Below are 24163 nucleotides of genomic sequence, written 5' to 3' on the forward strand. Positions count from 1 at the left end.
GGCTCTTTTTCGTCTGACGTTTTGAAAGAGATTTTGCTATAATAATAAAAAAGGGGGCTTTTGAATGGAAAGTGTATATAACAAACGAAGCAATCAATTACGCCAACAAATGGCTGCAATGCGCATTGATTGTTTTTTAGTGACAGATTTACGTAATGTTTATTATTTAAGTGGATTTACTGGCGATGCAGGTGTTTTATTAATTACTGAAAATAATTTGTATTTAATTACTGATGGTCGTTTTACAAAACAAGTTCAAATTGAAGCTCCAGATTATCAAGCTTTAATTACACGTGATTATTTAGGTGTGGCTTTAGACCTTGTTGAAAAAGAAAACTTGGTAGCTTTAGGATTTGAAAATACAATTAGTTACTTACAATATGACTTTTTAGATGAATATGCAGTAAGTGATATTGTGCCGATGGATCAAGTTATTGAGAAAATTCGTTCCGTTAAAGATCAAGCTGAAATTGATACGATTAAAGAAGCTTGTCGTTTAGCTAAATTAGGTTATGAATTTGTTTTAGATCATATTAAACCTGGGCAAACAGAACGTTATGTTGCTAATGAATTAGATTATTTTATGAAAAGTATTGGTGCTAGTGAAGCTTCTTTTGAAACAATCGTGGCTAGTGGGGAACGATCCGCTTTACCGCATGGAGTTGCGAGTGATAAAGTGATTGCGGCTGGCGATTTTGTGACATTAGACTTTGGTTATTATTTTAATCGTTATACATCAGATGTGACACGGACTTTTAGCGTTGGTGAAGGTGAACATACAGCACGGTTGAAAGAAATTCATGAGATAGTTTTAAAAGCACAACAAGCCACAATTGCGGCTGTTAAACCAGGCGTGACGGGTGCGCAATTAGATCAAATTGGTCGGCAAGTAATTGTTGATGCTGGCTATGGTGAATATTTCAGTCATGGAATGGGACACGGGATTGGATTAGATATTCATGAATTACCAAATGTCACTCGCGGCGTGGAAGAACCATTACAAGCTGGGCAAGTGATTACTGTCGAACCGGGTATTTATCTACCTAATATTGGTGGTGTACGGATTGAAGATGATATTTTAGTGACAGAAAATGGTTATGAAATTTTAAGTGATTTCCCACGTGATTTTGTGCAATTATAAAGGGATTAAATTTTTCCCATAAAAATAACCAATAACTTTAATTGCATTGAAATGCGATAAATAATATAATATGCTTAATAGTGATAAAATTCAGGGAATAGTAGCAAATTGCTTAAAAATTTGCGCAAAATTGTTCCTGAGGAGGAAAAGTAGATATGATTTCAGTAAATGAATTTAAAACTGGTTTAACAATTGAAGTAGATGGAGGAATTTGGCGCGTTGTTGATTTCCAACACGTAAAACCAGGTAAAGGATCAGCTTTCGTTCGTTCAAAATTAAAGAACTTACGTACAGGTGCTGTTCAAGAAAAAACATTCCGTGCCGGTGAAAAAGTAGCCTTAGCACAAATCGATCGTAAGAAAATGCAATATTTATATGCAGACGGTACAAACCACGTCTTCATGGATATGGCAACATATGAACAATTAGAATTACCAGGTGATCAAATCGAATCCGAATTGAATTACTTAAAAGAAAACATGGAAGTAAGTATCATTATGTATGGTACAGAAACAATCGGTGTTGAATTACCAAACACAGTTGATTTAGCTGTTCGTGAAACAGAACCAGGTATCAAAGGGGATACAGCTTCTGGTGGTTCAAAACCAGCTGTTATGGAAACTGGCTTAGTTGTGCAAGTTCCATTCTTCATCAATGATGGTGATGTTTTAACAGTTAACACAACAGATGGAACATACATTTCCCGTGCTTAATTAAAAGGAGGGTTTCAAATGGCTGAAGATAACAATATTGTCTTAACAAGTCAAGAACCAAGTTTAGGAGAAGTTAGAATTGCTCCTGAAGTAATTGAAATTATTATTGGGATTGCTGCCAGCAAAGTTGATGGCGTATATTCCATGCGTGGCTCTTTAGCAAATAGCTTATCCGAATTATTCGGACGTCACAGTCGTGGTAAAGGTGTTAAATTAGAAAAAGATGATTCTCAATTATCTGTTGATGTTTATGCCTTCTTAGACTACGGTGTAGCTGTTCCTAAAGTAGCAGTATCTATTCAAGAGAAAGTTCGTCAACAAGTATTATTTATGACAGGTTTAGAACTTGCTGAAGTTAACGTTCATGTTGAAGGCGTTGTACCTGAACAAGAAAAAGAAGAACAAGTTGTAGATCCAGATAACTTATTTGATGAAAACAATGGTGATGAAGCGTGATTTTAAATAGACATGATACTCGCGAATTAGCTTTTCAAGCATTATTTATGCTTAATAGTAATATTGAAGCTGAAAGAAGCGAAATTTATCTTCAATTAGTCGATGAATGGAAAAACAATCTTGACGAAGCAGTAATTGAAGAAATGGAAACAACGGAAGCAGAAATTGCAATTCCGGAATATTTAGACCAATTAGTTTCAGGTGTTTTAGTTAACCAAGCTGATATTGATGCTGAAATTATCCAACACCTTAAAAAAGGCTGGTCATTAGGTCGCTTAACAAAAACTGATTTAATCATTTTACGTTTAGCGATTTACGAAATGAAATACGAAGAAGACGTACCTAATAACGTCGCAATTAATGAAGCACTACAACTATCTAAAAAATTCAGTGACGATAAGACACGCGGTTTTATTAACGCTGTTTTAGATAAAGTAGCTCAATAAAAACTTAGAGTCAGACTACATTTAGTTTGGCTCTATTTTTAGTGTATGGTAACAAATTATAAAAAAATAAAAATTCGCTAGCGAGGTAATTATACAATGACAGTAATTATGAATGGGAATGAACTTTCTAAGAAGATTAAAGAGAATTTACGTTTGCGCGCTACCAAATTAAAAGAACAAAACATCGAGCCTAGTTTGGTCGTTGTTTTAGTAGGTGAAGATCCAGCCAGTCAAGTTTATGTTCGCAATAAAACAAGAGCAGCTGAACAAATTGGAATTAATGCAATTGATATTCGCTTACCAGAAACAACAACAGAGGCTGAAATTTTAGATTTAATTGCTAAATATAATGCTGATGAAACAGTCCACGGTATTTTAGTTCAGTTACCATTACCTAAACATATTAATGAAGATCGCATTACGCAAGCAATCAGTCCGTTAAAAGACGTTGATGGTTTCCATCCTGTTAATATGGGACATTTATTTATGAATGAACCATTAGCTTTACCATGTACACCACATGGAATTATGGAATTTTTCAAAGAATATAACATTGATGTGACTGGTAAAAACGCGGTCGTAATTGGCCGTAGTAATATTGTTGGCCGTCCGATGGCTGCTTTGTTATTAAATGCGAATGCCACAGTAACTGTGACTCATAGTCGGACACAAAATTTAAAAGAAATTGCTCGAGAAGCAGATATTTTAGTCGTCGCAATTGGGCGTGGTGAATTTGTGGATGCTGATTATGTTAAAGAAGGAGCAGTTGTAATTGATGTTGGTATGAACCGGAATGCGGCTGGTAAATTAGTTGGTGATGTTGATTTTGCTAGTGTAAATGGCAAAGCAGGTTACTTAACACCAGTCCCACGAGGAGTCGGTCCGATGACAATTGCGATGTTAATGCAACAAACGATCGAATTTGCAGAAAGAAGTTTGAATTAAGGATGTCTACGAAACAAAATTATTTAACAGTATCGGCTTTGACGCAATATGTTAAACGAAAATTCACGGCTGATCCGTATTTAAAACGGGTTTATGTGACCGGAGAAATCTCTAATTTTCGTATGCGTCCTAAGCATCAATATTTCAGTTTGAAAGATGATAAAGCTGTGATTGATGCTGTTATGTATAAATGGAATTTTTCTAAATTGAAATTTAATTTAGAAGAAGGAATGAACGTTTTAGCGATAGGATATATAGATGTTTATCCCCAAAATGGTAATTATCAATTTTATATTGAAGATATCCAACCAGATGGAGTGGGTGCTTTATATCAAGCTTATAACCAATTAAAAGCTAAGTTAGCTCAAGACGGTTTATTTGCTTTACCGAAAAAACCATTACCTAAATTCCCGAAAAAAATTGCGGTTATCACTAGTCCATCCGGGGCCGTTATTCGCGATATTATTAATACTGTTCGGCGGCGTTACCCAATTGCGCAAATTGTCCTTTTTCCAGCTGTTGTGCAAGGGAACAATGCAGCACCGAGTTTGGTTAAACAAATCCAACAAGTTAATGAAATTGGTGGTTTTGATACCATTATTATTGGTCGTGGTGGTGGTTCGATTGAAGATTTGTGGGCTTTTAACGAAGAACCAGTTGCACGCGCGATTGTAGCGAGTCAGATTCCGGTTATTTCTTCTGTTGGACATGAAACGGATACAACGATTGCTGATCTTGTAGCTGATCAACGAGCTGCCACACCAACCGCGGCTGCTGAATTAGCTGTTCCAGTTCTAACGGAAGAAGTTTGGAAATTAGAACAACAAAGGAATCGTTTAATTCAAGCTTTAAAACGCAAAATTGATTTGTTAAATGCTCGTTTAAATCAAAGTTTACAGTCATATTTATTTATGCAACCAACACGTTTGTATGAAGCTTATTTACAAAGAATTGATAATTTAACAATTCGGAATCAACAAGCTGTCGCTGCGCTTTTACGCAATAAACAACAAGCTTATTTCCAACAACAAGCCCAATTGCAGACTGTTGATCAACGACAAAAAATTCAACAATTGCATGATAAAATAGCTTATCAAGAAGAGTTCTTAATGCGTAATGTAGAACGCTTATTGCATGATAAAAAACAAGCTTTTGCGAATCAATGTCAAGCCTTAGATATGTTAAGTCCGTTAAAAATCATGGGTAAAGGTTATTTATATGCTACTTATGATCATCAAGTAGTGACCAGTGTAGCTGATTTAACGTTAGAACAAGATTTGGATTTGTATTTGCAAGATGGACAAGCAACAGCCACAATTAAAGAAATAAAAAAGGGTGATAATTTTGACAGAACAAAATAAACTTAGTTTTGAAGAAGAACTTGGGCAATTAGAACAAATTGTGCAACAATTAGAACAAGGTGACGTTCCTTTAAAAGAAGCACTAGATAAATTTCAAAAAGGTGTAATTTTAAGTAAGAAATTACAAAATGAACTCACTCAAGCTGAAAAAACGTTAGCCAAAATCATTAATGAAGATCAAGTTGAAGAACCATTTGAAAAAGGCGCGGCAGATGAATAATTTAAGTCAATTTATGCAAGAATATCAACCATTAATTGAAAAAGAAATGGTGCAATATTTAGAAGCTTTAGATTGTCGACCTGAAATTAAAGACGCTATGCTTTATTCGATTACAGCTGGTGGTAAAAGATTACGACCATTATTAACTTTAGCTGTAGTTCAAAGTTTTCAAGGTGAAATTCAAGCAAATGAACTCAAAGCAGCGTGTGCGTTAGAATTTATTCATACGTATTCGTTGATTCATGATGATTTACCCGAGATGGATAATGATGATTTACGTCGTGGTAAACCAACGAATCATAAAGTTTTTGGACAAGCAATGGCAGTTTTAGCAGGAGATGGTCTTTTAACGACAGCTTTTGAATGGTTAGCACAAATTAAACTCCCAGCTGAAATTAAACTGCAATTAATTGCTAATTTAGCGCAAGCTGCAGGGCCAGCCGGTATGATTAATGGACAAGTTGGCGATATTTTAGGCGAACAATTGAAATTAACTTTGACCGAACTAGCCGCCGTCCATCATGATAAAACAGGTGCTTTGTTAGTATATGCTTGTGAAGCTGGTGGGATTTTAAGTCAAGCGACAGCTCAACAAAACCAAGCTTTACGTGCTTTTGGACAAGCCTTTGGTTTAGCTTTTCAAATTTATGATGATATTTTAGATGTTGTGGGGACACAAGCAGAACTAGGGAAAGCGGTCCAAAAAGACGCTGACCACGCTAAAAATACTTATCCCGGCATTCTAGGGCTCAAAGGTGCTTATCAAGCTTTAGAAGAGACGCTACAAGCTGCTCAGCAAGCTTTAAACCAATTAGCACAAACAGGATTAGACATTCAGTTAATTAGTGAGTTTTTAAAATATTTTAAAATGTAAATAAAAAGTATCCCTATCAAAATATTGGTAGTGGATGCTTTTTTTGTTTGATTTTGTAAAAAAGATTTATGTTATAATTAAATGATAAGAATTGCCTAGTTTAAAGAGGCAAGATAACGATTAAATTGAGGTATAAAAATACATGAAGAAAAAAGAACGTATTGATGTTTTATTAGTTGAACAAGGTTTATTTGAAACACGAGAACAAGCTAAACGTGCTGTTATGGCGGGAGAAATTCTCGGTGAAAATGAAGAACGACTTGATAAACCAGGAATGAAAATCTCACCGGAAACTAAATTGCATTTTAAAGGAACTAAAATGCCATATGTTAGTCGTGGTGGTTTAAAATTAGAGAAAGCGTTGAAAGTTTTCAAACTTAATATTAAAGACAAGACTGTCTTGGATATCGGCTCTTCAACAGGGGGCTTTACTGACGTTGCCTTACAAAAAGGGGCTAAATTAAGCTATGCTTTAGATGTTGGAACCAATCAATTAGCTTGGAAACTTCGCCAAGATCCACGGGTTGTTGTGATGGAAAATACTAATTTCCGTTATAGTGAATTAGCTGATTTTACGCAAGGACAACCAGATTTTGTAACGATCGATGTGTCTTTTATTTCTTTACAATTAATTTTACCGAACTTACATACCATTATTAAACCTGGTGGGACTGTAGTAGCTTTAATTAAGCCACAGTTTGAAGCTGGACGTGAAAAAGTTGGTAAAAAAGGGATTGTGAAAGATGAAAAAGTTCATTTAGAAGTTTTAGAAAAAATCTTAGGTTTTGCGGCTCAAAGTGGTTATCTGGTAAAATCATTAGACTTTTCACCAATTACTGGTGGATCTGGTAACGTTGAGTTTTTAGCTGAATTAGAAGCTTGTGAACTCGATCAAGGTGCGATTTCTGCTGACATTGATCCGCAAGCTGTGATTAAACAAGCACAAGCAACTTTAAAATAAACATATGAGGAATGGTGATCGTCCATGAAAAAGAATGATCGACACAAACTTATAAAGAAATTAATTGCCGAAAAAGAAATTTGTCGCCAAGAAGATTTTGTTGTTTATTTAGAACAACAAGGTGTGATTGTGACCCAAGCCACAATTTCCCGGGATGTGAAAGATTTACAATTAATTAAAGTCCCAATGGAAAATGGTCAATATCGTTATAGTTTACCAATTGAACATAAATTAGACACAGAATATAAATTAAAGAAAGTCTTACATGATGTTTATGTGATGTCTGATTATAATCAATCATTTTGTGTTTTAAAAGTACTACCCGGAAATGGTCCTTTAGTAGCTAATTTAATTGAACAAATGAATTATGAAGAAGTTTTTGCGGTCATGGATAATGATGAAAAAGTCATGATTTTTGCGCGGTCTGAAAATGATGCTCAAAAAATGCAAAAAATTATCTTTGCCTTATTAGATAAGTAATTTAGCTTACAGTTAGAGAAGAGAGGTTGTTAGATGTTACAAGAATTAACTATTCGTGATTTTGCGATTATCGAAAAAATGAATATTGATTTTGAAAGTCAAATGACGGTCTTAACTGGTGAAACTGGTGCCGGTAAGTCAATTATTATCGATGCTTTAGGCTTGTTAGCTGGTGGGCGTGGTTCGAGTGAATATATTCGCAAAGGCGCTAAGAAAGCTATTATTCAAGGCTTTTTTGTAATTAACGATAAAGCTAAGACGCAAGCTTTGTTAGCTGAATTAGGTATTGATAATGAAGCTGATGGTTTAATTTTAGAACGTGATTTATATCAAAGTGGCCGTAATATTTGTCGAATTAATGGTGTTATGGTCAATTTATCGACTTTACGCCGCGTAGGTGAATCATTAATTGATATTCATGGACAAAATGAACACCAAGAATTAATGAATGCTGATAAACATTTACAGTTACTTGATGATTATAGTTTGGAAATCATGCCGGTCAAAGCTGCTTACCTGGAGGCTTTTGCTAAATATCAAAAAGCCCAAAAAGCATTAGCGGAACGTGAAAAGAATGAAAAAGCTTGGGCGCAACGATTAGATATGTTGCAATTTCAAGTTGAAGAAATTGAAGCTGCTATGTTAAATGAGGATGAAGAAGCCGAGTTACAAGCAGAAAAGAAAAAATTAGATAATTATCAAGTTATTAGTGCAGGGTTAAATGAAAGTCATCAAATTTTAGCGGGAGAAACGCAAGATGTGGTCGGTCAGTTAGGCTATGCGATGTCATCGTTAGAAGCATTAAGTGATTTATCTGATGAATTCAAACAAATTTATGAAAAAGTTTCGGAATCTTTTTATAATTTACAAGATGTTACTTATGAAATTTCTAATGAATTAAGCTCTCTAGAATGGGATGAAGAACGACTCGATGAAGTGGAACAACGATTAGAGTTAATCCATCAATTAAAACGTAAATACGGTAATTCGATCCCACAAATTTTGCAGTATTTAACTGATATTAAACAAGAACTCGATGATATGCAGGCGACAGAAACTAACGCTAAAGAACAAGCAGATTTTGTGGCAAAAACATATCAAGAAGCAGCAGAACTAGCGCGCGAATTAACGCAATTACGGCAGAAGACAGCGCAATCCTTAGTCCAAGCGGTGCATCAACAATTAAGTTCACTTTATATGGAAAAAGCAATCTTTGAAGTGCGTTTCCAAGAACAAACAGAATTAACTAAAAATGGATTTGATCAAGTTGAATTTTATATTCAAACGAATCCGGGTGAGTTGATGGGGCCATTAGTTAAAATTGCTTCCGGTGGGGAACTATCACGGATTATGTTAGCTTTGAAAACAATTTTTGCCCAACAACAAGGCATTACAAGTATTATTTTTGATGAAGTTGATACGGGTGTGAGTGGTCGAGTAGCTCAGTCTATGGCAGAAAAAATTAGTCAAATTGCACAACATTCACAAGTTTTATGTATTACGCACTTGCCGCAAGTAGCTGCGATTGCGAACCATCATATTTATATTGTGAAAGAAGTTATCAATGGTCGCACAGAAACAAAAATGCAAGATTTAAATCAGGAAGAGCGTATTTTAGAATTGGCGCGTCTTTTATCTGGATCGAAAGTAACTGAATTAACGATTAGTCACGCTAAAGAAATGTTAAAAATGGCACAAAACTAAAAAAGACTCCGTTCAATTGAACGGAGTTTTTTATTATGTTAAATCACGTAAGAAGCCTACGATTTTACCTAAGATAATTAAATCACGTGAAAAATCTTCTTTGGTATAAGCTTGATATGTAATTTGTTGGTTTTCATCAACGGCAATAATTAAGTCATTTTCAGCTGCAATATTTTGTTTTTGAATAATTAAAGAATCGCCTTTTAAGATACCGAATTCTTTTAAGTTGTTATGAGGTATTTGAAACATAAATAGATCAGCATAAGCATGATATTGATTCGGGATGGGACAATAATTTAACACTTCTTCTTGGGATAAATCGGCATGGTCGCTAGTGATTTGTGCGATAATTGGCATTTTTGTTAATAAAGGTGCCAGACCTAAAGTGCTAATACCTTTGGCAGTGATCCCCATAGCACGTGGTTTAGTCTTATCTTTTTCTAAAAAACCTTTTTCATTTAAGCGTTTTAAGTGACCATGAACTGTCGATGATGAAGAAAGATTAACGCCCAGACCGATTTCGCGGACGGTTGGAGGATAACCTTGATCGGAAATATAGTCATAAATATAACGTAAAACGGCTTTTTGGCGTTCGGTAGGTTGCGACATTTTTAGACCTCCTCAGATGATTTTAAGTAAGTATAACATAGAATTAAATCTTTACAAACAAACGTTCGTTTAGCTTGTATTTTAGCTGAAATTTCGCTATTATAAGTATATAAAAAAATAGTACTTTTAAAGTATTTCAAGAAGAGAGGTTTTTGAAATGGAAGCAAACAATGGTGCAATTCCACAAGAATTAATCGATCGTATTAATGAATTATCTAAAAAGAAAAAAGAATCTGGCTTAACTGCTGAAGAAACAAAAGAACAAGAAAAATTAAGAAAGAAATATCTTAAAATGTTCCGCGAAAACTTCCGGAGTCAAGTTGAAATGTTACAAGTTTACGATAAAGACGGCAACGAAGTAACACCAGATAAAGTTAAAGATATTCAAAGAGAACGCGGATTGCGTGACGATTAATGAAATGTTTGAGAGCATAGTGGCTTAGAAAGTAGTTGCTATGCTTTTTTAGACTTTTGAATAAAATGCTTTATTTTTAAGCTTTTTTTGTGTAAACTTATTTTTGAGTGATTAGAAAGGGGTTTTATATACATGTCAACAGGAGTATGGATCGTATTGATCGTTGTTGCTTTAGTAGCAGGATTGGTTATCGGCTTTTTCGCATCCCGTAAATATATGGAAAGTTACTTGCAAAAGAATCCACCTATCAATGAACAAATGCTAAAAAGTTTAATGATTCAAATGGGTCAAAAACCATCCCAAAAGAAATTGCGTCAAATGATGAACGCAATGAAAACAACTTACGACAAATAATCGTAACCAAACTTACCATAATGAAAGTTATGGTAAGTTTTTTTATTTTTGATATGATAGATTATAAACAGAAATTTTATGAGGAAAGCAGGTGATTGGGTGAGCATTTTTAAGAAATTAAGTTGGTTTTTCAAAAAAGAAAAAGGTCTGTATATACGAGGCGTTATTGCGCTGATTTTAGTCGCGGCTTTAAATGTTATTCCACCGCATGTGATTGGTTTAATCGTTAATAAATTAAATCAACATCAGATTAGTCTAACTTATTTATTTTTTGCAGTGAGTTCTTTAATTGTGATTGGCTTTTTGCAATATTTATTACGTTATTTATGGCGGAGGTATATTTTTGGTGGTTCGTTGATTTTGGAACGGAATTTACGTTCGCGTATTTTCAAACATTATATGAAAATGGATCGAACTTTTTATCAAAAACATCGGATTGGTGATTTAATGGCGCATGCGACTAATGATATTGATGCTGTGCGTGACGTTTCAGGGATGGGGATTTTGACTTTAGCTGATTCGATTATTACTGGTGTCGCAACCTTATTAGCTATGTGTATTTTTGTTGATTTTCGTTTAACTTTATTAGCAATTATTCCTTTACCATTTTTAGCTTTAATGGCTAGTTTGTTAGGGAAGAAGATTCATAGTTCTTTTATGCAATCACAAGCCGCTTTTTCTGAGCTAAATAATAAAACCCAAGAGAGTGTTTTAGGGGTAAAAGTAATTAAAGCTTTAGGTCAAGAAAAAGAAGATACACAAGATTTCAAAAAATATATCCAACGAGCAATTCATGCCAATAAAAAAGCTTATTTATTAGATGCTTTATTCGATCCGTTTACAACCATTATTATTGGTTTATCATATGTGGCAATTATTTATTTTGGTGGAAAATATGTCATTCAACAAACAATCACCATTGGACAATTAGTGAGTTTTATTGCATATATGGGGACTTTAGTGTGGCCGATGTTTGCGATTGGTTATTTGTTCAATATTTTAGAACGTGGGAATGCTAGTTATGATCGTATTATGAAAATGTTAGCGGAACAACCAGAAGAAAATCCGGTTACAGCAACACAACCATTAACTCATATTTCTGAAATTAAATTTCAGATTGCTGATTTTAAATATCCAAATAGTACAAGAGAAGTCTTGAAAAATATTAATTTTGAAGTCCGCAATGGAGAAACTTTAGGGATCGTCGGACCAACTGGAGCTGGTAAATCAACTATTTTGAACTTGTTAATGCGTGATTTCAAAACATATCAAGGTGAAATTACAATTAATCAACATAATATTTTCACGTATGAAATTAATTCATATTTAAAACAAATTGGTTATGTCCCACAAGAAAGCTTTTTATTTTCAACGACCATTCAAGAAAATATTGCTTTTGCGCAACCCGAGGCAACTTTGGCTGAAATTCAAGCGGTAGCTCAGATGGTCGGCTTAGATGAAGCGATTAAGGCGATGCCGCAGCAATATGCGCAACCTGTTAAGGAAATGGGGAACTCATTATCTGGGGGACAACGGCAACGGATGGCAATGGCGCGGGCCTTATTATTGAATCCAGAGTTATTAATTTTAGATGATTCTTTATCGGCTGTCGATGCTAAAACAGAACATCATATTTTGGCGGAATTACAAAAAGTTCGTCAAAATAAAACCACCTTAATTGCAGCGAGTCGCTTAAGTTCTGTCATTAATGCTGACTGGATTATAGTTGTGCAAGATGGTCAAATTATTGAACAAGGTACGCATCAACAACTCTTAGCGCAACAAGGTTGGTATTATCAAACATATACTATGCAAAAATTAGTGACAGAAATGGAGGCTGAATAGATGGAAAAAACAAACCAAGTTAAAACGCAACCAACTTTAACGCGGCGCGAACAATTAAATGTGTTAAAGCGTTTATTGCCATATTCACGTCGTTTCAGTCTGCAATTTATAGTTGCGATTATTTTTGCGGTGGCAGTGAGTGCCTTAAATATTTATTTACCAGCTGTTTTGGGTAAATTTATGGAAGATGATTTACGCCCTAATGATTTGAATTTACATGTTTTAATGATGATGGCGGGTTTTTATTTTACATTAGTCTTAGTTAAAGCTTTTTCTCAATTTTTACAACAGTTTCTATTTTCTATGGGGGCTGAACGTACACTAGAAGCTATTCGGTTTGATTTATTTAAAAAATTACAAACATTAGGTTTAAAATATTTTGACTTAACACCAACTGGGGCAATTATTTCGCATGTGACCAATGATACGAAAGTCTTATACGATTTTTGGACTTTGTTTTTAAATATGATTGTGGCTAGTTTAGCGATTATTACGGCCTTTATTGGGATGGCAAGAGTGAATTTAACGGTAGCCTTCTATGTAGCGCTGTTTTTACCGATTTTAGGGCTTGTAATGGCTTTATATCGTTCTTATAGTACGAAAATTTTTCAAAAAGATCGGACCTATTTAAGTGCGATTAATACGCAATTGAATGAAAGTTTAATGGGAATGAGTTTGATTCAACAATTCCAACAACAAGCCAAGTCTTTAAAACAGTTTGAAATCAATAATCAAGCTTATGCTAAAAATCAAATGCGGATGATTAAAATTAATTCGTTATTTTTATATCCGATTGTTTCGTTAGGTTTTATTTTAGCTGAAGTTATTGTTTTGACTTATTTTGGTATAACACCTCATTATGGAGCTGCTTATATTAGTGCGGGGACTTTATATTATTTTTTAGCGACGTTACAAATCTTTTTTAACCCTTTAGCGAATGTTTTGAAATATTTAGCTGTTTTTCAAAAAGGGATTGTAGCTGGTAAACGTATTTTAGATTTATTAGATAACGAAGAAACGATTCCTCAACAAGCTCAAGTGAGTGATTTAAGTATTGAAGAAGGTGCGATTGAATTTAAAGATGTCTCTTTTTCTTATGAAGATGAGTTAATTTTGGATCGGATTAATTTAAAAATTGCCCCAGGAGAAACGGTGGCGATTGTCGGAACTACAGGTAGCGGTAAGAGTTCATTGATCAATGTTTTATTACGTTTTTATGAAATTCAAAGTGGTCAAATTTTAATCGATGGTGCTGATGTTCGTGACTATACACAAGCTGAATTACGGAAAAAAACGGGTCTCGTTTTACAAGAACCATTTTTATTTCATGGTGATGTGAATTTTAATATTCGTATGTATAATCAAAATATTAGTGATCAAGCTGTACAAGCGGCGGCTGAATTTGTAAAGGCAGATACTTTTATTGAAAAGTTACCCCAAAAATATCAAACACCAGTGACGGAACGGGGCCAAGAATTTTCAGTTGGTGAGCGGCAATTAATCGCTTTTGCGCGAACTATTGTGCAAGCTCCGAAAATTTTAATTTTAGATGAAGCTACATCGAATATTGATACGCAAACGGAAAATCATATTCAAGAAAGTTTAGAAAAAATGCGTCAAAATCGGACGACAATTATGATTGCACACCGTTTATCAACGATTAAAGATGCCGATAAGATTGTTGTTTTAGATCAAGGTCGGATTGTAGAAATGGGTAATCACCAAAGTTTAATGCAAGCGGATTGTCGCTATGCAACACTATATAAATTACAAAGTTTAGAAAATTAAAAAAGAAGATTAGCTTGCAACCAAGATACTAGGTTCCAAGTTAATCTTCTTTTTCGTTATAATTATTTTAATTCAGCTTCAATAGCTTTGAAACTATCTTCCATTTCTTTAATCACGGCTGCTTGGTTTTCGTCAGTTAATTTCATTTTACGATCAACATGAATAGGATCACCAAAAGCAACAACGACTTTTTTACGTGTACATAACTTTTTAAAAGATAATGGACCTTGATAAACAGCTGGTACAATAGGTACGCCAGCTAATTTTGCGATTAAGACAACGCCACCTTTTAAGTTTTCGGAATGACGTGTGCCGGAAGGGAACATAATAAGTGATAGATCACTTTTCTTTAATGTTTTAACCGGTGTTTTAATAACAGAAGGACCAGGATCTTCACGATCAACAGGAAAAGCGTTCGCGTGAGTTAAAATAAAACGCATCAGCGGATTTTTAAATAATTCTTTTTTTGCCATGAAGGAGAATTTCTTCGGTGCGGCTGCTAAAGCAAAATAAATTGGGTCAAACCATGTACGGTGAGGACCAACTAAGATATAATTTCCTTCAGGGAGTTTTTCTTTATTAAGATAGTGAGCATTACCATTAAAGATAAAAACGATAAAACGTGCAATTGCTCGTACGAATGAATAGAACATTATCGTAACATTCCTTTCTAACAACTTATAAATGATTCAAATCTTTACTAAGTATGCACAATTTTAAAGGAAGTTGCAAGTTGCAGACTAAAGGAGGTCTTATGGAAGAGATAACTTTACATGAAAATGAACGCATTGATCAACTTTTTACAAATGAAGTTCAAGTTATTCAAAGTTCTGAAGTGTTTTCGTTTTCACTAGATGCGGTTTTATTAGCGCATTTTGCCGAACCAAAAAGAGGCTATAAGACTAAGCTGATTGATTTTTGTGCTGGAAATGGCGCGGTTGGTTTGTTTTTAAGTTCTAAAACCAATGGCCAAATAACTAGTGTGGAAATTCAACCTAAATTAGCCGAAATGGCGCAAAGAAGTGTCCGTTTGAATAATTTAACTGAACGGATGGAAGTTTTGAATATTGATTTAAATGATAGTTTGAAATATTTACGCAAAGATAATTTTGATACAATTGTTTGTAAAATAACAATACCACATATTATACAAAGTATTCCTTTTTTGACACTCACCTAAAATCACTGATAATAAGCTAGTTGCGTAAATTAAACTAAAAATCAGCATAATAAAAAATATGAATATGGGCTTTAACGGATGTCGTTAAGGGCTTTTTTTATTTGTAGGGTGTGTGGGAATTTTTTAGGGGATCAAAAACTCCTGAAAGCCTTGATATATAAAGGCTTGACTTATTTTTCTCTTTGAGTGATGTATGTTAGCAAGGAGGAAGATGATGAAAAATGTCAAGGAATGCATAGATGCAGAGATGAATTATAGGCTTGCATCAATTTTTATCGATTATCTATATCACAAGGAAGCTATCGATAAAAAGGAGTTAAATAGAGTAAGAAAGAAGTTAAAGAAAAAATATAATCCTCCTACAAAGAGGCTGGAGGGTTTAAGTGGAAAAAGAAATAATTAAGATAAAAACGCCTACCTATAAGAAAAAGCATAAAAAACTAAAGGTGGCAGCGTATGCTAGAGTTTCAACGGATAAAGAAGAGCAGCACACAAGTCTTGTAGCACAAAAGGAATATTATAAAAGCTATATTAGATTAAATCCTCAGTGGGAATATGTAGGCTTATTTGTAGATGATGGTATAAGTGGGACTTCATATAAAAATCGTGATGGTTTTAATCAGATGATAGATAAGGCTATACGGGGAGAAATCGATCATATTGTTACGAAATCTATAAGTAGGTTCGCAAGAAATACAGTAGATACCATCAACATAATAAGGTTATTAAAAAGTAAGAATATATCGGTGTTTTTTGAAAAAGAAAACATCAATACCCTAGATAGTAAGGGCGAGTTTTTACTGACGATTATGTCTAGCTTTGCACAAGAAGAATCAAGGAGTATATCTGAAAACTGCACCTGGGGTCAGCGTAAAAGATTTAGAGACGGAAAAGCTAGCGTAGCCTTTACTAATTTTCTTGGATATGACAAAGGAGAAAATGGCGAGTTTGTTATAAATAAAGAAGAAGCAGAGGTTGTAGAAGCAATTTATGCCATGAAGATAATAGGATATAGTCTTTCTAAAATAAAAGAAACACTAGAGAAAAATAATATCTTATCTGCTGGTAAAAAAGAATCCTGGTATCTTCAGCCTCTTATAAATATATTAATGAATGAGAAGTATATAGGCGATGCCTTACTTCAAAAATATTACACGGTAGATTTTTTAACTAAAAAGCAAAAGAGAAATGAAGGCGAGCTTCCTAAATATTATGTTGAAAATAATCATAAAGGCATTATTCCAAGAGAGGTGCAAGAGTATGTAATCTCCTGTATGGAAGAGAATAAAGAAAAATACCCTACAAAACTTGCTTGCAAGGAATGCGGAGCTTATCTTGGAAGATTTAGGATTCATGCTGAGTTTAAGGGTGGAAGTTGGGGTTGGCGGTGTAGGAATAGATATAGCAAGATTAAAAAGTGCCATTTACGTCATATCTATGATAGAGAATATGTAAAAAGCCTTCAGAAGGCGACTATGCTTTTATTAGAAGAGAAATTTGGCTTAGTGAATGAAGTGCTAGATTTATTTGATTTTGATGAGAAAAGGTATAAGGAGCTAGTAGGGCTTATTAGGTTTAGTGATTATGGTGATTTTGTAGCTGATAGAGAAGACCTAGAGACCATACTTAAAGTTTGCAGGGTTGATAGCGAGCATATGGCTGAATTTGAATTTATTGATGCTAGCAAGATAGAAAATATAAAAATAGAAGGTACAGGCAAAAGAGCTGGAGATAAGGTTAGAGAAGAACTTAGATATGAGGCTGAATATCTAAAGTGGCTAGAACTAAGGCATACAGAAAGAACAGCTAAAAATATAAAAAACAGGGTCAAATGCCTAAATGATATTATAAAGATAGAATATCTAGATACTTATACCCAAGAGCTAAACGAGAATGCTTGGTTTAATGAGCACACAGATGAATATAAAAAAGCACTAGTAAGAGCGGTGAAGAGCTATTTTGAGTTTTTAGAATATGGAACTAAAACAGAAGTACCAAAGCATTATGAAGAATTTAAAAGCTGGCTAAAAAATGATAACTACTATGCAGCGGAGACTAAGAAGGGCTTTAGAAAGAATGTAAGAAAAGCTCATAAGATATTATCGTTAGATGATTTTAGCTATGAAGAGTATATAGACCTACTTGTAGAGGATAAAGCCTATAAGCGTTTATATAAAACTAGGCAAAGTGCTGTCAAGGTGGGAGTAAAAGTTTATTTTAAGTTTTTGGACGAGAAAAGCAAAAGACCATAGGGAGTAATCCTTATGGTCTTTATTTTGATTGCACTTTTTATTTTTCTCGTAGTTTTTTATAGATTGAGCTTGAGAAGACTCCTAGTAGTTCTTTTTTGCTTTCTTTATCTTCTAAGAGTTTTGAGCAAAAATCTCTGTTTTGTTCGATGCCATCAAGCAGGGCATCATCTATTTTGTCGTAGTATGCAAAGTTGAAATCTTGCTCGGTGTTGTTTTTTGCACTGAGTTTCAAATCTTCTGATTTTAATAGTATATCTTGTATTTGTAGTAAGAATTTAACTACTACATCTTTGTCAAAGTCTACTCCGTGTCTTGCATTAAATTCTTCTAAAAGCACTGATATATGTTCGATCTTATCTTCTCCGATACTTGAAAGAGCCTCAGCTATAGGAAGTTTTACAACAGGTTTTGCGATGATTTTTGGTTTTTCATAGCTTTCGTTTTTCTTTTGAATAAAGTTTTTAGCTTTTATCATGCTGGTAATATCAAAACCACCACCGCTATGTTTTACGCTAATATAACGAAGTAGGTAAGTAATAAGTAGATATTTTTTGTGAAGCTCGTTATCTAAAAACTGGGTAACCTGAATCAAAAATTCATAAAAGCGTATAAACTTGCGAAGAAGTTTTACAAACTCATCTCTTTGTTCTTCATCTAGCTCGTCTAGTTTCTTTTGAGTCCTTCTTAGGATATAGTTAAGTTTCTTTTTATCTTTCGGATCTATTCGTTCTTTACATAAGATTTCACTTGCTCTATCTATATAATCTGGATCAAACATAAGATAGGCATCAATTTTTGCTTCTAGCTCATAGATTCCAGATGGGGTTATGGTGTTTGATAAAAGCGTGGTTGAATAATACTTTGAAAAAGCATCTTCTATATCTTTATAATCATTTACAAAATCAAGTATAAAAGTAGTTTTATTAAATGGTGGACAGATACGGTTTAGCCTTGATAGGGTTTGCACGGCTGCTACACCTTTTAGGGTTTTTAGCACATACATGGCACATAGTTTAGGCTGGTCAAAACCTGTCTGATATTTATTTGCAACAAGTAAGACTCTGTTTTCATCTTTATCAAACTCTTTAGCAGTTTTCTTTTCTGAAAAGCCATTGATACCAGCTTCTGTATATTCTATATCTTCATCATCTAATGTTACCTTGCCAGAAAAAGCAACCAGAGCTTTGATGTCTTTATAGCCTTTTTTATCGATATACTCATTAAACGCCTTATGGTATTTTACAGCTTCCTCACGAGATGCCGTTACTACCATAGCTTTTGCTTTGCCACCAAGTTCATCCATAATAGAGGTCTTAAAATGCTCTACAATGATTTCTATTCTTTGAGCGATATTTGTTTCATGCAGGCGTATAAAACGAGCTATTTGAGCTTTAGCCTGTCTTGTATTCACCCTTGGATCGTCTTCTACTTTTTTATTTAGCTCATAAAAAGTCTTATAAGTTGTGTAATTTTGAAGCACATCAAGAATAAAGCCCTCTTCAATAGCTTGTTTCATTGAATAAAGATCAAAGGCTTCACGCAGCCCTTTTTGGTTTTCCTGTGCAAATAGCTGCAAGGTGGTTGGCTTTGGTGTCGCAGTAAAAGCAAAAATTGAAACATTATCCTGCTTACCATTTCTTAATATTTCATCAGCGATTAAATCCTCAACATCACTGCTTTTTGCCTCAGTAGAAGAAAGAGTCCTACTTACTGCTGCCATATTTTTGCCAGCGGTAGATGAGTGTGCCTCATCGATAATAACAGCAAATCTTTTATCCTTTAGCCCCTTTACGCTGTGAATAATATGAGGGAACTTTTGAATAGTAGTAGCTATTATTTTAGTTTTACCAGCTAGGGCATCTGCTAGGTCGTGAGATGTTGATTTATCATCCATTACTCTGATAAAGCCTGATTTATGTTCTAAGCCCATAACCGCTTTTTGCAGCTGACGATCCACCACAACTCTATCAGTTACAACGATGACATTATCAAAAATATTCTGATTATCTTTATCATGAAGTGTTGCAAGCCTATGAGATAGCCAAGCGATAGAGTTTGTTTTACCACTACCTGCAGAATGCTGAATCAGATAGTTTCTACTGCTTTTATGCTCATAAACATCATCAAGAAGTTTTTTTACGCATCTTCTTTGATGAAAACGAGGAAAAATTATCGTCTCCTTTGTTTTCTTCGTATCTCTTACAGGATCGATTTCTTCCTTTTTCTCTAAAAAGATAAATTTTGAGATAAGCTCCAAAAGGCTATCTTTACTTAGTACATCTTCCCACATATAAGAAGTAGAGTATTTATCAGGCAAAATAGGGTTACCCTTACCAGTATTTACACCCTCACCACAGCCCTTATTAAAAGGTAAAAAATAGGTGCTTTTACCATCTAATTTTGTGCTCATATGAACTTCATTAAAATCAAGTGCAAAATAAACAAGAGCTCCTACCTTAAACATAAAAAGCCTAGTTTTAGGATTGCGATCTTCACGGTATTGCAAAATAGCATCCTCATAAGACTGCCCAGAAGCATTAGACTTAATCTCAATACAAATAATAGCTAAACCATTAAGAAAAATAACAAGGTCCACACGCTCCTTAGGCTTGCCATGCTGATCATTTGATGCAATTACTTCTTCCATAACAGAAAAAATATTCTGCTCATACTTTTTATATAGTTCTTTATTTAGAGTGCTTGCAGGCTTTGGATACATAAGACGCAAAGTAGTATTCGATATTTCAATACCATTTTTAAGCACATCAATAAGAGAACTACCCTTACTGGTAATCTTAGTGTTAATCGTATTTATAATCGTATCTTCGGTCTTTTCCTTAAAGATTTTAGAAAGTTTCTCCATCTCTTTGCTTTGCGTAGCATAAAGAAACTTAAGCAAAAGCTCTCTATCTAAAGCAAAGTGCATATCATAATCTTTATTTGTTCTTCTAATATAGCCCTGATTATCTTCTAAATAATCTAAAATCTCTTGCTGAAAATCATAGCGTTCACTAATAAGCGTTCTCATGATTAACCTCCTTTTTACCTGTTACATACTCAAATATCACAGACTTCTTATAACTATCAAGTGTGCCAAGTTGGTTTTGCTTATCCTCTATAATCTTGTCAATCTCTAAGCATTTACTATCGAGATAGTTTGTAATTGCCTCTTGCTCAGCTAGGGGTGGGAGTATGATTGAGAGGTTTGATAGGTCTGTTGTGGATAGTTCAATAAATGTTGTGCCTCTTCCTAGCAAAGTTAGTTCTTCTACAGCAATCAACATAAAGTAGTAATAGTATTTGTTGAATTGATCTTGCACTAATGCTTTACATCCTTGATTTATGCATAACTCGGCTGTTGTATAGTTGATTTTTCCTATAGGTGCTCTGTTGGATACGATTATGCTGTTTGCTGGTATTTTTTGTGTTCCGCAAGATAATAATCCTTGTTGTGTGATTGTTCTACTACCTCCGTTTATATAACCGAATGTTTGCATATCTGCGGGTGTTATCCATTTAATATCGCCGTTCCAATAGTTGGGATTATCAGATTTAGGAGTAGAACCATTAACAACATTAAAACGGTATTTTACCTTAACAACCTCCCAGTGTTCTGGTATTTCGCCTATCCAGGGGATAGTGCTGTTTTTCATAGGGGTGTTTTTTTGTAAGCCTTTGGTTACTGTTTCTGTGATGAGGGACTTTTTATAGTTTTTAAGCACCTCAATTTGTTTTGCTATGGCATCTTTTATGCTATCAATCTCAGAGCATTTACTATCGAGATAGTTTGCTATTAGCTCTTGCTCAGCTAGGGGTGGGAGAGGGAGTTGTAATTCGTTAATATCTTTCATAGATATGTTTTTTTGAGTATTGCTAGTACAACGCAAATCAATTTCAATTTGACCGCACTCGGATAGCAAAGTATAAAAGATAAATTTATTATGGTTCTTATTATTTATTCTTATCAAGGCTAGTGGAGACCATATTTGTATCCTTGTATCTTTTTTTATGATTGCAATTTTGCCTGTGGATGCTGCTTTTCCTAATAAAATATCTCCCTTTTGAGGTTTACTTTTTTTGTCATATCTATTTGCATCTTCAAATGAAATATATCTACAAGGCTCATAAATGAGTTCATTATTAGATATGCTATCAACGGAATAAAATGGTATACCTTCATCTAAAAATACTGGTGTTTCGTGTGGACCATCTGATATAGGAGTTTCAACTAGATGTTTTAATCTTACAACCTCCCAATGCTCAGGTATTTCACCTATCCAGGGGATAGTGCTGTTTTTCATTTTTATCATATTTCACCTCTTTTAAATAAGTTAGTAAGGTGAGTTTTGATTTGTTCTTCTAGATCTTTAAATTCTTTGGCGTAGGTTTCTGATTTTTCTAGTGTTTCGTATTTGTAGAAGTATCTTGTGAATGGTATTTCTGCTCCTGTTTTGATAATTGGTTTTTTGGCTCCTAGTTTTTCTTCAAAGAATGCTTTGGCATCTGGGATATGTGGTAGTACTTCTTTTTCCATATAAGTTTCGATGCTTATTTTGATAGGTACGATTTCTGTGTCTTTATATTCTTTGCTTGTATCGTAAATAATATTTCCTTTTTTATCTTTTTGGATATCTGCGTTTTTATCCATTATTGATAGAGCGTTTATGATTTTTTCTTCTAGTTTTTTATCAATTTCTATATGTTCTACTGTTTGTCTAAAGACTGGGGTAAACGCCTCTTTATTCATATAGATTTTTTCATCTATATTTTCTTTAAGGGCGTCTATAATGGCGTCGTATTTTTCTTTATTCTCTCTAAATGCTTCTAGCTGTTTCTTTTCTTTGGTGCTTAGTTTTTCTTTTTCAGTAAGCTCTGCTGCTTTTACTTCATTATATAAAGTATTTAGTGCATCAGATGCTATTAGGTTTTCTATTCTTTGCTTAGTTATAGCGTATGAGCGTTGAAGAGGTTGTAAAATAGTGTATTCACGGTACATAAAGTCTTCGTTATCATAAATTTTTGAGTATTCGTTTTCGCTAAATTCTGCATAGAGTTTGGTTATTTTTTCGCGATCTATAGCATCTAATTCGTTTCTTTTGTTTCCTAGAGCTTTACGAAGTTTATTAAAAAATGAGCTTGCATCTATTAGTTGTACTTTGCCTTTTCGCTCGTTACGTTTACATTTTGATAGTATCCAGATGTATGTGGCGATTCCTGTGTTATAGAATAAGTCAGTTGGAAGAGCGATGATTGCTTCTATAAGGTCGTTTTCTAGGAGGTAGCGTCTTATTTGGCTTTCGCCTGATGAGGTTCCTCCAGAAAATAGGGGGCTTCCGTTTTGGATAATGGCAGCTCGCCCGTGTTTATCGTCCATTTTTTCTATGGCTGCTTGTAAGAAGAGCATTTGCATGTCATTTGTTTTGGGAAGCCCTGCAGGGAAGCGTCCTGTTTTTCCTTTTAGGTATTCTTCTTTGACGGCTTTTTCTGTGCCACTTGCTGCATCTTTTCCGCCCCATGATGTGCCAAATGGTGGATTTTCTATTACAAAACGCATTTTTGTATTCTCAAAAGAATCTTTTTTCATAGAGTCTTGGTATTTAATAGCTTCTGCATTTTGGTCTTTTATGAGCATCTCTGCAAGGCAGATAGCGTAAGATTCTGGATTGATTTCTTGACCAAATAGGCGAATGTCGGCGGTTGGGTTATATCTTTTTATATAGTTATATGAGGTTGAGAGCATGCCTCCTGTTCCGCAGGCGTAGTCTGCGATGGTGATGACTTTGTGGTCGTCAAAAATATCATCACAGCCTTCAGCTAAGAGAATGCTTACCATAAGTTTTATGATGTCACGCCCTGTGTAGTGGTCACCAGCTTCGGCATTTTCTGAAAAGCGTCTTATGAGGTCTTCAAAGATATAGCCCATTTTCATGTTGTCGATGGTTTTTGGGTCAAGGTCTAGCTCTGAGAAGGCTTTAACCACATTATATAGGCGGTCATTTTTATCCATTTTGTCGATTTGTTTTTCAAAATCAAGACCTTTTTCCACGGAGAAAAGAATGTCTTTTACATTGCTAGAAAAGGCATTGATATAGGATTTTAGATTATCAGCTATTCCTTCTGGATCGTTACATAGTTTTTCTAGGTCAAAAGGGCTTGTGTTATAAAAAGGAAAGCCAGATATTTTACAAAGTTCCCTATAGGTTCTGTTAGGGTTTTTGCTCATAGCTTCTAGGACTTTTTCTTTTGTGTCTGCTAGAGCACATTCAAAACGGCGGATTATAGTCATAGGTATTATGACATCTTTATATTTTTCTTCTGTATAGGTAGGGCGTAGTTTGTTTGCTATGGACCAAATAAAATTAACTTCGGTTGTTACATTGATAGCAGAATCATCCCACATTACTTCGTTCATTCATTTA

At 34.4% G+C, this 24163-nt stretch carries 23 protein-coding genes; 18 read left to right on the forward strand and 5 right to left on the reverse strand.

What is annotated here, in order from left to right; genetic code table 11:
- The first annotated feature begins 64 nt into the window (after positions 1-64).
- The 11 genes from G540_RS0104370 to recN all read left to right on the forward strand — a co-directional run bounded on the left by G540_RS0104370 (position 65) and on the right by recN (position 9301).
- On the forward strand, positions 65-1141 hold the full coding sequence (locus G540_RS0104370; protein WP_027107069.1) for a M24 family metallopeptidase: 1077 nt from the start codon (positions 65-67) through the stop codon (positions 1139-1141).
- Positions 1142-1296: 155 nt separating this feature from the next.
- Positions 1297-1854, forward strand: a complete 558-nt coding sequence (gene efp / locus G540_RS0104375) for an elongation factor P (RefSeq protein ID WP_027107070.1) — start codon at positions 1297-1299, stop codon at positions 1852-1854.
- A gap of 18 nt (positions 1855-1872) precedes the next feature.
- A complete protein-coding gene (locus G540_RS0104380) occupies positions 1873-2310 on the forward strand; it encodes an Asp23/Gls24 family envelope stress response protein (protein ID WP_027107071.1) in 438 nt (145 codons plus the stop codon).
- On the forward strand, positions 2307-2756 hold the full coding sequence (gene nusB / locus G540_RS0104385; protein ID WP_027107072.1) for a transcription antitermination factor NusB: 450 nt from the start codon (positions 2307-2309) through the stop codon (positions 2754-2756). Before G540_RS0104380 ends, nusB begins: the two co-directional genes overlap by 4 nt.
- Positions 2757-2852: 96 nt before the next feature.
- Complete coding sequence (gene folD / locus G540_RS0104390) at positions 2853-3701, forward strand: bifunctional methylenetetrahydrofolate dehydrogenase/methenyltetrahydrofolate cyclohydrolase FolD (RefSeq protein ID WP_027107073.1); 849 nt, start codon at positions 2853-2855, stop codon at positions 3699-3701.
- A 2-nt stretch (positions 3702-3703) separates the two neighbouring features.
- Positions 3704-5062, forward strand: coding sequence for an exodeoxyribonuclease VII large subunit (xseA, locus tag G540_RS0104395; protein WP_027107074.1), 1359 nt, complete (start codon positions 3704-3706; stop codon positions 5060-5062).
- Positions 5046-5282, forward strand: coding sequence for an exodeoxyribonuclease VII small subunit (locus tag G540_RS0104400; RefSeq protein WP_027107075.1), 237 nt, complete (start codon positions 5046-5048; stop codon positions 5280-5282). The genes xseA and G540_RS0104400 overlap by 17 nt, the downstream gene beginning before the upstream one ends.
- A complete protein-coding gene (locus tag G540_RS0104405; RefSeq protein ID WP_027107076.1) occupies positions 5275-6156 on the forward strand; it encodes a polyprenyl synthetase family protein in 882 nt (293 codons plus the stop codon). The genes G540_RS0104400 and G540_RS0104405 overlap by 8 nt, the downstream gene beginning before the upstream one ends.
- A gap of 142 nt (positions 6157-6298) precedes the next feature.
- Positions 6299-7117 carry a TlyA family RNA methyltransferase gene (locus G540_RS0104410; RefSeq protein WP_027107077.1) on the forward strand — a complete coding sequence of 273 codons (819 nt, stop codon included), beginning with the start codon at positions 6299-6301 and terminating at the stop codon, positions 7115-7117.
- Between the two features lie 24 nt (positions 7118-7141).
- Positions 7142-7597, forward strand: coding sequence for an arginine repressor (locus G540_RS0104415; RefSeq protein WP_027107078.1), 456 nt, complete (start codon positions 7142-7144; stop codon positions 7595-7597).
- Between the two features lie 33 nt (positions 7598-7630).
- Complete coding sequence (gene recN / locus G540_RS0104420) at positions 7631-9301, forward strand: DNA repair protein RecN (protein ID WP_027107079.1); 1671 nt, start codon at positions 7631-7633, stop codon at positions 9299-9301.
- A gap of 33 nt (positions 9302-9334) precedes the next feature.
- Here the strand turns inward: recN and lexA are convergent, their stop codons facing one another.
- The gene (gene lexA, locus G540_RS07050) at positions 9335-9910 is read right to left on the reverse strand and encodes a transcriptional repressor LexA (protein ID WP_051188962.1); all 576 of its coding nucleotides are present in this window, start codon (positions 9908-9910) and stop codon (positions 9335-9337) included.
- 157 nt (positions 9911-10067) lie between these two features.
- On the opposite strand from lexA, the gene G540_RS0104430 reads away from it, so the two are divergent.
- From G540_RS0104430 to G540_RS0104445, 4 genes are all read left to right on the forward strand, one after another.
- Positions 10068-10325 carry a DUF896 domain-containing protein gene (locus G540_RS0104430; RefSeq protein ID WP_027107080.1) on the forward strand — a complete coding sequence of 86 codons (258 nt, stop codon included), beginning with the start codon at positions 10068-10070 and terminating at the stop codon, positions 10323-10325.
- Positions 10326-10457: 132 nt separating this feature from the next.
- Entirely contained in the window at positions 10458-10679 is a 222-nt protein-coding gene (locus G540_RS0104435; protein WP_027107081.1) for a YneF family protein, read from the forward strand.
- A gap of 78 nt (positions 10680-10757) precedes the next feature.
- A complete protein-coding gene (locus G540_RS0104440) occupies positions 10758-12524 on the forward strand; it encodes an ABC transporter ATP-binding protein (RefSeq protein WP_244874303.1) in 1767 nt (588 codons plus the stop codon).
- Complete coding sequence (locus G540_RS0104445; protein WP_027107083.1) at positions 12525-14312, forward strand: ABC transporter ATP-binding protein; 1788 nt, start codon at positions 12525-12527, stop codon at positions 14310-14312. It abuts the gene before it with no gap.
- A gap of 62 nt (positions 14313-14374) precedes the next feature.
- Here the strand turns inward: G540_RS0104445 and G540_RS0104450 are convergent, their stop codons facing one another.
- The gene (locus G540_RS0104450; protein ID WP_027107084.1) at positions 14375-14965 is read right to left on the reverse strand and encodes a lysophospholipid acyltransferase family protein; all 591 of its coding nucleotides are present in this window, start codon (positions 14963-14965) and stop codon (positions 14375-14377) included.
- A 101-nt stretch (positions 14966-15066) separates the two neighbouring features.
- On the opposite strand from G540_RS0104450, the gene G540_RS07055 reads away from it, so the two are divergent.
- The 3 genes from G540_RS07055 (at position 15067) to G540_RS07275 (ending at position 17744) form a co-directional block, all read left to right on the forward strand.
- Positions 15067-15492, forward strand: coding sequence for a methyltransferase (locus G540_RS07055; protein WP_051188963.1), 426 nt, complete (start codon positions 15067-15069; stop codon positions 15490-15492).
- A 214-nt stretch (positions 15493-15706) separates the two neighbouring features.
- A complete protein-coding gene (locus G540_RS0104460) occupies positions 15707-15895 on the forward strand; it encodes an SHOCT domain-containing protein (protein ID WP_027107085.1) in 189 nt (62 codons plus the stop codon).
- Positions 15876-17744, forward strand: coding sequence for a recombinase family protein (locus tag G540_RS07275; RefSeq protein ID WP_051188964.1), 1869 nt, complete (start codon positions 15876-15878; stop codon positions 17742-17744). The genes G540_RS0104460 and G540_RS07275 overlap by 20 nt, the downstream gene beginning before the upstream one ends.
- Before the next feature lie 37 nt (positions 17745-17781).
- On the opposite strand, the gene G540_RS0104470 is transcribed toward G540_RS07275, so the two are convergent.
- Genes G540_RS0104470 through G540_RS0104480 form a run of 3 tightly spaced genes read right to left on the reverse strand, consistent with a single transcriptional unit; the run spans position 17782 to position 24156 of the window.
- The gene (locus G540_RS0104470) at positions 17782-20772 is read right to left on the reverse strand and encodes a type I restriction endonuclease subunit R (protein ID WP_027107086.1); all 2991 of its coding nucleotides are present in this window, start codon (positions 20770-20772) and stop codon (positions 17782-17784) included.
- Positions 20756-22054, reverse strand: a complete 1299-nt coding sequence (locus G540_RS07280) for a restriction endonuclease subunit S (protein ID WP_051188965.1) — start codon at positions 22052-22054, stop codon at positions 20756-20758. The genes G540_RS0104470 and G540_RS07280 overlap by 17 nt, the downstream gene beginning before the upstream one ends.
- On the reverse strand, positions 22051-24156 hold the full coding sequence (locus G540_RS0104480) for a type I restriction-modification system subunit M (RefSeq protein ID WP_027107087.1): 2106 nt from the start codon (positions 24154-24156) through the stop codon (positions 22051-22053). Before G540_RS0104480 ends, G540_RS07280 begins: the two co-directional genes overlap by 4 nt.
- Between the last annotated feature and the right edge of the window lie 7 nt (positions 24157-24163).

This window comes from Ligilactobacillus ceti DSM 22408, from assembly GCF_000423245.1.
Lineage (GTDB): Bacteria > Bacillota > Bacilli > Lactobacillales > Lactobacillaceae > Ligilactobacillus > Ligilactobacillus ceti.